The sequence below is a fragment of the Acinetobacter sp. YH12112 genome, from assembly GCF_013418945.1.
Lineage (GTDB): Bacteria > Pseudomonadota > Gammaproteobacteria > Pseudomonadales > Moraxellaceae > Acinetobacter > Acinetobacter indicus.
Window position 1 is genome coordinate 61,341 of the sequence record NZ_VPBA01000016.1, and the last position, 11,937, is coordinate 73,277.

General features: G+C 49.8%; 6 protein-coding genes, 3 tRNA genes and 1 pseudogene. 6 read left to right on the forward strand and 4 right to left on the reverse strand.

The features are described 5' to 3' along the window. Window positions 1-30 precede the first annotated feature (30 nt). The 6 genes from FTU50_RS07890 to FTU50_RS07915 all read left to right on the forward strand — a co-directional run bounded on the left by FTU50_RS07890 (window position 31) and on the right by FTU50_RS07915 (window position 10,125). On the forward strand, window positions 31-3,240 hold the full coding sequence (locus tag FTU50_RS07890; protein ID WP_180046514.1) for a LysM peptidoglycan-binding domain-containing protein: 3,210 nt from the start codon (window positions 31-33) through the stop codon (window positions 3,238-3,240). A gap of 27 nt (window positions 3,241-3,267) precedes the next feature. Continuing rightward, window positions 3,268-5,106 (forward strand): extracellular solute-binding protein, encoded by a 1,839-nt coding sequence (locus FTU50_RS07895; protein WP_168398256.1) that lies wholly within the window; start codon window positions 3,268-3,270, stop codon window positions 5,104-5,106. Between the two features lie 29 nt (window positions 5,107-5,135). Beyond that, window positions 5,136-6,206, forward strand: coding sequence for a microcin C ABC transporter permease YejB (locus FTU50_RS07900; RefSeq protein ID WP_005179212.1), 1,071 nt, complete (start codon window positions 5,136-5,138; stop codon window positions 6,204-6,206). Further along, on the forward strand, window positions 6,206-7,219 hold the full coding sequence (locus FTU50_RS07905; protein WP_104489770.1) for an ABC transporter permease: 1,014 nt from the start codon (window positions 6,206-6,208) through the stop codon (window positions 7,217-7,219). Before FTU50_RS07900 ends, FTU50_RS07905 begins: the two co-directional genes overlap by 1 nt. Then, window positions 7,194-8,780, forward strand: a complete 1,587-nt coding sequence (locus FTU50_RS07910; RefSeq protein ID WP_180046544.1) for an ABC transporter ATP-binding protein — start codon at window positions 7,194-7,196, stop codon at window positions 8,778-8,780. Before FTU50_RS07905 ends, FTU50_RS07910 begins: the two co-directional genes overlap by 26 nt. A gap of 100 nt (window positions 8,781-8,880) precedes the next feature. Next, on the forward strand, window positions 8,881-10,125 hold the full coding sequence (locus FTU50_RS07915; RefSeq protein WP_180046512.1) for an NADH:flavin oxidoreductase/NADH oxidase family protein: 1,245 nt from the start codon (window positions 8,881-8,883) through the stop codon (window positions 10,123-10,125). A 285-nt stretch (window positions 10,126-10,410) separates the two neighbouring features. On the opposite strand, the gene FTU50_RS07920 is transcribed toward FTU50_RS07915, so the two are convergent. The 4 genes and pseudogenes from FTU50_RS07920 to FTU50_RS07935 form a co-directional block, all read right to left on the reverse strand. After that, window positions 10,411-10,486: transfer RNA gene (locus FTU50_RS07920), tRNA-Glu, on the reverse strand. Between the two features lie 44 nt (window positions 10,487-10,530). Next, window positions 10,531-10,606, reverse strand: a tRNA-Glu gene (locus tag FTU50_RS07925). Between the two features lie 24 nt (window positions 10,607-10,630). Continuing rightward, a tRNA-Glu gene (locus FTU50_RS07930) sits at window positions 10,631-10,706 on the reverse strand. 133 nt (window positions 10,707-10,839) lie between these two features. After that, a pseudogene (locus FTU50_RS07935) lies at window positions 10,840-11,744 on the reverse strand (alpha/beta hydrolase). Between the last annotated feature and the right edge of the window lie 193 nt (window positions 11,745-11,937).

The following is an 11,937-nucleotide window of genomic DNA, read 5'->3' on the forward strand; positions in this document are numbered from 1 at the left end:
TAATTTATAGACGAGTTGTTTGGATTTCCTATGTATAAACCAACCACACGCATGTGGCAGCCTATGGTCCCGGCACTATTTAAAATTACAGTTTTGGGTTCAGCGCTGGCCGCGCTCGGCATCAGCACCGGCTGTACCTCTACACAAAGTGCCAGCAAAGCGTCAACGTCGAGTCAGGTTGGTTCAGGTTATCTGGACGCCAGCAGTTTAGATTCACTGGAAGATTTATTGTCGGCCACCGACATGCGCGCGGTAGAAGGTGACCGTTTACTGATTTTAAAACACGGTGATGTCTGGAAGCGCATGACCGTAGGTTTCAAAATGGATCTGGAACACTGGAATCCGCGTATTGAAGCGCAGCGCGGCTGGTTTATTTCACGTCAGCCGTATATTGACCGTTTAAGTGCGCGTGCTTCACGTTATTTGTATCACACGGTCAAAGAAGCCGAGCGCCGTGGCATGCCAACCGAACTGGCGTTATTACCAGTCATTGAAAGTTCGTACGACCCGGCAGCGACCAGTAGTGCTGCTGCGGCCGGTTTATGGCAGTTTATTCCAAGTACCGGACGTATTTATGGTCTGAAACAGACCCCGCTGTATGATGGCCGCCGTGATGTGGTCGAATCGACCCGTGCTGCCTATGAATTCCTCGGTAGCCTGTATAACCAGTTTGGTTCCTGGGAGCTGGCTCTGGCCGCTTATAATGCCGGACCGGGCCGTATTCAGCAGGCGATTAACCGCAACAAGGCTGCCGGTTTACCGACCGATTACTGGTCACTGAAATTGCCACAGGAAACCATGAACTATGTGCCGCGTTTCCTGGCAGTGGCGCAAATTATTAAAAACCCAGGTGCCTACGGGGTGCGTTTGCCGCCAATTGCCAACCGTCCCCATTTCCGTGAAGTGACGGTCGGTGCGGTGAATTTAAATGATGTGGCCAATATTACTGGTCTTAGCCGTGCCGAGTTATATGCGCTGAACCCAGGCCATCGTACTGACCGAATTGACAGTGCCAGCCCGATGCGGATTCTGATTCCAGCCGATTTAAGCCCAACAGTCGATGAACGTCTGAAAAACCTGCAGGGTGGTGGATTGCTGGCCAGCAACACACGTCCAGCCGTGACGACGCAGACCACGACCAGTGCCCCAGCTGCAAAAACCACCACACCGGCCCTGACGGCCAGCGTGACTCAGCGTACTGCTACGACTACGCCAGCGAGCACAGCCAAAACCGCTAGCAGCACGACCACAACCAGCACCAAGCGGATCAGTACGCCACGCGGTTCATCGGCTTTGGCCTCTTTTGCGGCCAATTCAGATATTCCAAGTGCTCCACGTATTCCGGTGGCCATTACCCCGGCACAGAATATTCAGCCGGTGAAGGTCGAACCGCCAATTTCAGCAGCAGAACGTGAACAGATTCTGGCGGCAGTGAAAACTGAAGACCAGAACAAAACGGTAGAAGAGGTGTTGCAGCCGGTGGCCTCTCAGGCTGAACAGGCGCAGGTGGTGGCCGAGTTAAAAGAAATTGCACCACAAGGTACTGAAATTGTCGATCCTTATGATGGCAAAATTAAGCTGACCGCGATTCAGACCAGTCTGTCGGTGGCCGAGCAGCAAGGCAAAGAGCTGACCAAAGGTTTTGCTTACCCGAAAAGTGTTGCGGATAGCACCCGTCCAGATTCAGATGAAGCCCAACGGAATCAGGGCAAGAACGTGATCAAGACCGACACCGAAGTGGTGGTGGTACCGCCAAAAGGCAAACGCAGTACCTATACGGTACAGGCCGGCGATACCCTGGTGCTGATTGCCATGAAAAATGGGGTGAACTGGCGTGATGTGGCGAAATGGAACCAGATTGATCCAAACTCGACTTTATATGCCGGTACCACCATCTATTTATATAATGCCAAACTACAAGCAGCTGCGCCAGCCAAAGCCAAAGAGCAGCCGGAATCCTATGTGGTTAAAGCCAACGATACCTTAACCGGCGTGGCCAATCAGTTTGGTTTATCGGTCAAGCAATTGGCGGATTATAATAATCTGAACACAAGCAGTGGCCTGTTTGTCGGTCAGAAACTGAATCTGAAAGAAACAGCAGAGATGCGTGCCAAGGCAGCAGAGCAGAAAGCGGCTGAAACCAAAGTAGCCACGCAAAGCTATACGGTGAAGCGCGGTGAATATCTGAAACTGATTGCAGACCGTCATGGCTTGTCCAATGCAGAACTGGCAGCCTTAACTCCGGGTCTGACTGCTGGCAGCAGTTTGCTGGTTGGACAGCGGATTAATGTGCCTGTGGGTGATTCGAAAGCCGAAGCAAAAACTGAAACGGCCACAGAGAATCGTCGTGCAGCGCCAAGTACATCAACAGCTGAGATTAAAACGGAAAACTATACTGTCCAGCGCGGCGACACCTTATCGAGTGTGGCCGCACAAAGCAAAATGAGTCTGGCTGATCTGGCCACCTTAAACCAGATTTCGACCAATACCGGCCTGCGAATTGGACAAACTTTAAAAATTCCAGCCGGTTCGACCATCCCGGATAGTTATACAGTACAGTCGGGCGATACCTTAACTGCCATTGCCAACCGCTATAACCTGAGTCTGGAGCAGATTGCCAGTTTAAATGGCATCAGCCGGACTGCCGGTTTACGTACCGGCCAGCGCCTGAAACTCAGCGGTGAGCCAGCGCTAGTGGAAGAAAGTAAGGTCAGCACAACTGCTGCAGCCTCAGACATTCATATCGTAAAATCGGGTGAAACCCTAAACAGTATTGCGCGTAAATATCATTTGCAGCTGAATTATCTGGCTGCACTGAATGACCTGCCACGTACTGCTGCACTACGAATTGGCCAGCGTTTAAAAATTGAAGGTGATCTGGACAGCAGTAGCAACCGTGCCGCGGAAAGTGCAGCGGTGAGCAGCGCCAGCACGGGTAAAGCAACCGAAACCTATACCGTTAAAGCCGGTGAGTCCTTAAATGCCATTGCCAGCCGTACCGGTATTTCGGTCGCTGAACTGGCAGCCTTGAATGGCCTGAGTCCGCGTGCCGGTTTAAGAGTTGGCCAAACCCTGCAACTGCCGAAAACCATTATGGAATATAAGGTTAAACGTGGTGATACCCTGATTGGGTTGGCCAGCCGTTATGGTCTGGAAACCAGTGAACTGGCCGATATGAACGAGATTAAACCGAATACGCAGCTGCGTATTGGAGAGATCATCAAGGTTCCGAACCTGTAATTGCCGGGCACAAGGAGTCGTGACCGCATGAACAGATCTTTATATCGCTTGAGTGCTGTGGCAATAGCACTGGCTTTGACCTCAAGCTGGAGCTGGGCTGCGCTGCAGACCACGCCGTATATCGCGCTGCACAGCAGTCCGAAATACAGCCAGCTTGCGGCCATGCCCTATGCCAATCCGCAAGCGCCCAAAGGCGGCATGCTGAGTCAGTCCAGCAATGGCACTTTTGACAACCTGAACAGCATGAACGGTAAGGGCAGTGCGACCGATGGGGTGAATTATCTGTTTGATTCGCTCATGACCAGCTCGCTAGATGAGCCGGGGGTGATGTACCCACTGCTGGCAGAAAAAGTGACTTATGATCCGAAGCAGACCAAGTTTGTCATTTTTCATCTGAATCCAAAAGCACGTTTTAGTGATGGCACACCGGTCACCGCGGCTGATGTCAAATTCAGTTTTGATACCTTCCAGAGCAAATCTAATCCGGGTTTGCAGATGTATATTGCCGATTTGGATAAAACCGAGGTCTTGTCCAGACATCAGGTCAAAATGACCTTTAAATCCGATAACAACAGTGAAATGCCGCTGATTTTATCGGCCTTACCGATTTATTCCCAGAAAGACTGGCAGGGCAAGGACTTTAGCCGGATTACCTTGCAGCCGATGCTGGGGTCAGGCCCGTATCTGATTGAACGGATTGATGCCGGACGCAGTATTACTTATAAGCGCAATCCGAACTATTGGGGCAAAGATCTGCCGGTAAATAAGGGCCGTTATAACTTTGACCGGCTTAAATTTGTCTATTACCGCAATATGGATGTGGCCTTTGAAGGCTTTAAGTCGGGCCAATACACGCTGCATGAAGAATATACCGCGCGCAAATGGGTGACGGAATATCAGTTCCCGGCAGTGAAAGCGGGGATGGTGGTGAAATATAAGTTCCGGCATGAAAACCCGGTGCCAACACAAAGTTTTGTGTTTAATACCCGGCGTGCACCGATGCAGGATATTCATTTCCGTCAGGCGCTCAGCCATGCCTATGATTTTGAATGGCAGAATAAAGCCCTGTTTTACGGACAGTATCAGCGTTTGCAAAGTTATTTTAGCAATAGCGAACTGGAAGCCAAAGGTCGTCCAAGCGCGGCGGAGCTGGCACTGTTAAAGCCGTATTTAAAACAGTTGCATCCGGTGCAGCGTCAGGGGGTGCTGGCCAACTGGAAATTCCCGGTCAGTGATGCCAGCGGTTTTAACCGCAGCGGTCTGCTCAAAGCCCGGCAGATCCTGCTGAATGCCGGCTATCGCTTCAAGGATGGCCGTTTGCTTGATCCGAAAGGCAACACCATCCAGCTGGAATTTTTAATTCATCAGGATGGCTTGCAGCGTACTTTAATGCCTTTTGTGCGCAATTTAAAACGTCTGGGGATTGTGGTGAATATCCGCCAGGTCGATGTGCCGCAATATATTGAACGGATGCGCCGGGCAGAATTTGACTTAAGCACCATGGTCTTGCCACAGTCCTTAAGTCCGGGCAATGAACAGGCGCAATTCTGGAGCAGTGCCGCGGCAGATCAGCCGGGCAATTATAATTATGCCGGCATCAAGAATCCGGTCATTGATGACATCATTCAGAAAATTATTTACGCGCCTGACCGCCAGCAGCTGATTGTCCGGACCAAAGTGCTGGACCGCTTATTACGCGCTGGTTATTACCAGATTCCGACCTATGGCAAAGGCGAGCACTGGCTGGCCTACTGGAATATGTACCAACAACCGAAAATAAAACCAAAACTTTCCATTGGACTTGATTACTGGTGGAGTGATGCAGCCGGGGCGCAAAAAGTAGCCCAGTATCTGCGTAAACAATAAGCTGGCTTTGCCACAAGGATGCTGAGCGCATGGGAACCTATATCCTGAAACGTGTGTTGCTGATTATTCCCACACTGTTTCTGATTTTGCTGATTAACTTTATTGTGATCCAGATTGCCCCGGGCGGTCCGGTCGAGCAGGCAATTCAGCAGGCAGAAGCCTTTCAGGGCATGGGCGGGAGTGGCAGTGCCGAAACTGCTGCGGCCGGTTCAACGCCCTATCAGGGCGCCAAAGGTCTAAGTGATGAAATGGTGGCTAAAATTGAAGCGCAATATGGGTTTGATAAACCAATTCATGAGCGTTTCTGGCTAATGCTGAGCAGCTATCTGCAATTTGATTTTGGCACCAGCTTTTTTAAAGACAAGCCGGTGACCCAGCTGCTGTGGGAAAAACTGCCGGTATCGCTGTCTTTAGGATTGTGGAGCACCTTGCTGATTTATCTGGTGTCTATTCCACTCGGGATAAAAAAAGCCCGTCAGCATGGTCTGATCTTTGATAAAGCCACGTCTATTTTGCTGGCCATTGGCTATGCCATTCCGGCCTTTGCTTTTGCGATTTTATTGATTGTATTTTTTGCCGGTGGTTCCTATTTTCAGTGGTTCCCGCTACAGGGATTGGTCTCGGAAAACTTCGATCAGCTGAGTCTGCTGGGTAAAATCAAAGACTATTTCTGGCATATGACCTTGCCGCTGCTGGCGATGGTGATTGGTGGATTTGCCGGGTTGACCTACTTAACCAAATACTCGTTTATGGAAGAACTGAATAAACAGTATGTGCTGGCGGCACGCTCCAAAGGCCTGACCGAATCGCGGGTGCTGTATGGCCATGTTTTTCGTAACGCCATGCTAATTGTGATTGCTGGCCTGCCGGAAGCATTAATTGGGATTTTCTTTGTCGGTAACCTGTTTATTGAAATTATTTTTAACCTCGATGGTCTGGGATTGCTGGGCTTTGAAGCGATTGTACAACGTGATTATCCAGTAATTTTTGGCACCCTGTTTATTTTTACCTTGTTAGGATTAGTCCTCAGACTGATCAGCGATGTGCTGTATCAGGTCATTGATCCACGGATTAATTTTGAATCACGGGGGGCCAAATAATGTCTCCCTTAATGCAGGCGCGGCTCCAGCGTTTTAAACAGAACCGGTTGGGATTTGGCTGTTTTATCGCCTTTGCCCTGATTTTTATCTTGTCCTTAGCAGCCGAGCTGATCGCCAATGACAAGCCGCTGCTGGTCAAATATGAAAACAGCTTATATATGCCGGTGTTCAAGGCTTATCCTGAAACCACTTTTGGCGGGGTCTTTGAAACCGAAGCAGAATATAAGGACCCGGCCGTGCAGCAACTGATTCAGGACAAGGGCTGGGCCATCTGGCCACTGATTGAATATTCTTATCAATCGCCGAATTTAGAGCTGGCTGTGCCGGTGCCGTCACCACCGACCAGCGATAACTGGCTCGGGACCGATGATCAGGGCCGAGATGTACTGGCGCGGATTCTCTATGGCCTGCGGGTATCACTGCTATTCGGATTTGCCTTAACGCTGGCCTCTGCTGCACTTGGCATTATCGTCGGGGCGATACAGGGCTATTATGGCGGCTGGGTCGATTTGCTGGGACAGCGGATTCTGGAAGTCTGGGGTGGTTTACCAATGCTGTTCATGGTAATGATTCTGGTCAGTATGTTTAGCCCAAGCGTGTACTGGCTGTTTCTGATTATGCTGCTGTTTGGCTGGCCGACCCTGGTTGGACTGGTCCGGGCCGAATTTTTAAGGGCACGTAATTTTGATTATGTCCGTGCTGCCCGCAGCCTGGGTGTGAGCGACCGTACCATCATGTTCCGGCACATCTTGCCCAATGCCATGAGTTCAAGTCTGTCACAACTACCCTTTATGCTGACTGCGAATATTACCGCGCTGACTGCACTGGATTTCCTCGGTTATGGTTTGCCGCCCGATGCTGCATCTTTAGGCGAACTGCTGCTACAGGGCAAGAATAATTTAAATGCGCCGTGGCTGGCATTGTCGGGCTTTTTTACCCTGGCAATTGTTTTATCTTTACTGATTTATATTGGAGAGGCGACCCGTGATGCATTCGATCCAAGACGCCAGTAAGCGCACGCCGGTGCTGACGGTACAGCAGCTCCAGATTCAGCATCAACAGCAGCTATTGGTGCACAATTTAAGTTTTGAATTACATGCTGGCGAAACGCTGGCGCTGGTCGGCGAGAGTGGTTCGGGCAAATCGGTCAGCAGTCTGGCCTTGCTGGGCTTGTTGCCGAGTCAGCTCCAGATTCAGGGGCAGGCACTGTTTCAAGGGCAGGATCTGCTACAGCTGAATCCGGTACAACTACGCCAGATTCGCGGCCAGCGCATTGCCATGATTTTTCAGGAGCCGATGACGGCATTAAATCCGCTGCATCGGGTGGAAAAAATTATTAGCGAAAGCCTGCTGTTACAAGGCTATTCCAAGGCGGAAACCCGGCAACGTGTGCTGCAATTGCTGCAAGATGTTGGCATTCCCCAGCCGGAAGATAAACTGAAGCGTTATCCGCATGAACTGTCTGGCGGGCAGCGCCAGCGGGTGATGATTGCCATGGCCTTGGCGCTTGATCCGGACATTCTGATTGCCGATGAACCAACCACTGCGCTGGATGTAACTTTACAGGCACAAATTCTGGATCTGCTGCAAAGTTTACAGCGTAGCCGGCAGATGGCCATGATTTTAATCAGCCATGATTTGAATCTGGTGCGGCATTATGCCGACCAGGTCATTGTTATGAATAAAGGCCAAGTCGAGGAGCAGGGGTCGGTTGAACAGGTCTTTCATGCGCCGCAGCAGGCCTATACTCGGGAGCTGCTGTATCATGATTTTGGTCAGGCTTTACAGGTAGAGGCGACTCAGCCTTTATTGCAACTGCAACAACTGGGTGTGAAGTTTCCCATCAAGCAGGGTTTACTCAATCGAGTCAAAGATTATTTTGTCGCGGTGGAGCCGCTGGATTTAAATCTGGCCCAAGGCGAATCCATCGGTATTGTCGGGGAAAGTGGTTCCGGTAAAAGCTCGCTGGCGCTGGCGATTTCGCGTTTAACTGCCAGTGAGGGCAAAATTGATTTGCTGGGCCAGGATTTGAACCAGCTTTCGGAAAAGCAGCTGCGGCCATTACGCAGTAAATTTCAGATTGTATTTCAGGACCCGTTTAGCAGCCTGAATCCGCGTTTAAATGTCGAGCAGACCATTGGCGAAGGGTTGGCCTTACAAAAACTGTCAGCATCCGAAATTCAGCAGCGTATTGATCTGGCACTGGAAAAAGTTGAATTGCCGGTCAGTTTTAAAACCCGTTATCCGCATGAACTATCCGGTGGACAGCGGCAACGGATTGCACTGGCACGTGCGCTGGTGCTGAAACCGAAACTGCTGATTCTGGATGAGCCGACCTCGGCGCTGGACCGCACCACACAACGCGCCATCGTTAAACTGTTGCGGCGTTTGCAGCAGCAGGAGCAGATGAGCTATCTGTTTATCAGCCATGATTTGCAGGTGGTCAAGGCCTTGTGTCAGAAGGTATTGGTGCTGAAACATGCAAAGGTGATGGAATTCCAGCGTACTGAAGATCTGTTTGCACAGCCACAAACTGACTATACCCGGCAGCTGATTCAGGCTAGTCAATACTAATCGGTAATGATTTTTGACAATATGAGTTGTCAAAAACTGCTTGACCATTGTGGAAATTCAATGGAGTATTTGCTCTAGAACACAATGTCAGGATTGACCGATGAGCCAGATTGCAGATCAGCTTCAAATTAGAAAGACCACATTTAAAAACCGCATCATTAAAGGCGCTATGAGTGAGGCGCTGGCCAATACGGCTGGTCAGCCGAACCAGTTACATTTGGGCTTATATGAGGCCTGGGCCAAGGGTGGGCTGGGCTGTGCCATTACCGGCAATGTCATGGTGGATATTCGTGCCAAAAATGAACCGGGCGTGGTGGCCATTGAATCAGAACGTGATCTGGCCAAGTTGCAACAGTGGGCGCAGATTGGCAAGCAGTATGGCATGGTGCAACTGGTGCAGTTATCGCATCCGGGGCGGCAATGTCCGAAAGGCCTGAACAAAGAAACCGTCGCGCCTTCCGCGGTACCGTTTAGCCCGGCCTTGGCCACCACCTTTGGCACACCGCGCGAACTGCGTGAAGATGAGATTCTGAATATTATCCAGCGCTTTGCCCGCGCTGCGCAGATCTGCGAACAGGCCGGTTTTGAAGGGGTGCAGCTGCATGGCGCACACGGCTACTTAATCAGCCAGTTTTTATCACCGCTAACCAATAGACGTCAGGATCGTTGGGGTGGTTCGATTGATAACCGGATGCGCTTTTTGCTGGAAATTTATCAGGCGGTGCGCGCCGCGACCTCTGACAATTTTATTATTTCGGTCAAGCTGAACTCGGCGGACTTTCAGCGCGGCGGCATTAGTGAAGAGGATGTGATTCAGGTCTTTAAAGCAATTGATGCTGCCGGAATTGACCTGATTGAGGTATCAGGGGGGACTTATGAAGCACCGGCCATGGCCGGAGTAAAAGCGGAAAAACGCAAAGCCTCGACTTTAGCGCGTGAAGCCTACTTCTTGGAGTTTGCGGAGCGGATCCGCCAGGAAGTTCGTTGTCATTTAATGGTGACCGGCGGTTTCCGGACCGTACAAGGCATGAATACGGCACTGGCCAGCGGCGCCTGTGATTTTATCGGGATTGCTCGCCCATTTGCGGTAGAGCCAGATCTGGCACATCGTTTGCTGGCAGGGCAAGACGTGCGTTATGGTGTCGATAAAATTAAGACCGGCATTCCACTGGTTGATAAAATGGCAATTATGGAAATTATCTGGTATGCCGCGCAGTTCAAGGACATTGCCCAAGGCAAACAGCCGAATCCAAAACTCTCGCCTTTAAAAGTATTTTTTAAATATTTAAAAGGCAATTTGACTGCAGTCATTAAAGGACAGATTAACTCGCGTAAATCGGCCTAAACAGAAATGGGGGAGGGATGATCCATCCCGATTCCCCATCTACGCTTTATTCAACTTTTTTTGAGCATTTCCATCCACATCAGCAGGAGACTGTATGACGTGGATGATAGCAGGCCTGTTATGGCTGTCAAAAACAATGATCTGGGCGCAGGTGAGATGACCGTTTTAAACGGGTGATAGTATTTTTCATACTTCCCGTTCTGTACAAATAAAAAGTTGCAGCAATAAAAAAGCCCAAGTCGCAATGCTTGGGCTTTTTTATGAATCACGTATGTGACCCGAATATGGCGTCCCTACGGGGATTCGAACCCCGGTTACCGCCGTGAAAGGGCGATGTCCTAGGCCTCTAGACGATAGGGACAGTGCAGAAGAATATTTTAAACCGCTTCTTTTGATTGGAAGAAGTGGCGTCCCTACGGGGATTCGAACCCCGGTTACCGCCGTGAAAGGGCGATGTCCTAGGCCTCTAGACGATAGGGACTTAATAAAATATTACTTCTGAAATTGGCGTCCCTACGGGGATTCGAACCCCGGTTACCGCCGTGAAAGGGCGATGTCCTAGGCCTCTAGACGATAGGGACGTTTCAGAGGTGGGCGTATATTAGGGTGAAAAAAGGAGGGTGTCAAACGCTTTTCTACAATTTTCTGGCTGCAAGGCTTTTAAGCGAATAAATTTAGAACAATTTGCATAAATCAGGTGAAAATTCCCTCAATTTAAGCACTTTCTGGCAGTAACTCGACCAAGGCCTCTAAGACTTGGGGATGCTGTAAATAGCCATAGACTTCATGAGGACGATCTACCGGAGTTTGTACCTGCTGGTTCAGAATGGCCGGTTTAAAATGAAACGGTGGTTCCGACAGTGGAAAGGCGGTCAGAAAATCATCCGGAGAATAAAAATTAATCCAGTCGCCATGCAGGGCAGTGGGGCGCTGAATCGGCTGTTGTAAATGCTCCTGAATCACCCGAAAGGCCAGCGGCGAACCGAGGGTAATAAAGCGTGCAATATTCAGTTCCGGATGCTGAATTAACAGATTATAGGCAATTACCGTGCCTAAGGAATGCGCCAGAATAATATGGGTGTTATCCTGACAGAGCTGGGCATAAATCCGGCTGTGTACCTCTTGAATAAAATGCGGATCGGCCAGGTATAAATAGGCTTCGACCAGAAATTTATGCAACAAGCTGGCATGCAGTTTGGGAAAATAATTGATCAGCCGGGCAAAATCACGCAGTGCAATATCCCGGCTTAAAGCACTAAGCCATTTCAGTTTCTGGTTAAAGTTAAGTGCATCATAGACTTGCAGATGCGGAATATTGCAATCGCCGGGGCGATGTTCTTCCACCACTGTGGTCGGTTTTTGAATTTTGACTGGATGCAGCAGTGGAAAATGCGGCCAGTGCTGCGGCATCAGGGTGCTGGCATTTAAAGTGTTTTGCAGATGATGTTTGGAGAGCAAATCGCCATAAAACGGCATACAGATGGCCTGTTTTAAATCGGCAAAAAATGGGACTGCTGGCTGCGTTTTAAACCCTGCTCCAGTATTGATAACCACAGTCGACGCAGTGAATCGGCAGTCTGGTGTTGCTGATTCATCCCATGAATGCAAATAATATTCATTGTAGGGCCAGCATGTGAATAAGAATGGCTTTATTTAACAGTATAGATAAAAAAAGAGCGGCCGGGGCCACTGCTGTCCCATAGTTTGCTTTAAATAAAAAAACCTGAGTCCTAACAGTTAAAATATGAGTGTAAACAAACACTTTAACGACCAGGATTCAGGTTTTGTCACATCAGAATACCGTATTTCATG

Bases quoted from the DNA above. Each gene is read 5' to 3' on its own strand.
- FTU50_RS07910 (WP_180046544.1), top strand. From the start codon at position 7,194: ATGCATTCGATCCAAGACGCCAGTAAGCGCACGCCGGTGCTGACGGTA.
- FTU50_RS07895 (WP_168398256.1), top strand. From the start codon at position 3,268: ATGAACAGATCTTTATATCGCTTGAGTGCTGTGGCAATAGCACTGGCT.
- FTU50_RS07900 (WP_005179212.1), top strand. From the start codon at position 5,136: ATGGGAACCTATATCCTGAAACGTGTGTTGCTGATTATTCCCACACTG.
- FTU50_RS07905 (WP_104489770.1), top strand. From the start codon at position 6,206: ATGTCTCCCTTAATGCAGGCGCGGCTCCAGCGTTTTAAACAGAACCGG.
- FTU50_RS07890 (WP_180046514.1), top strand. From the start codon at position 31: ATGTATAAACCAACCACACGCATGTGGCAGCCTATGGTCCCGGCACTA.
- FTU50_RS07915 (WP_180046512.1), top strand. From the start codon at position 8,881: ATGAGCCAGATTGCAGATCAGCTTCAAATTAGAAAGACCACATTTAAA.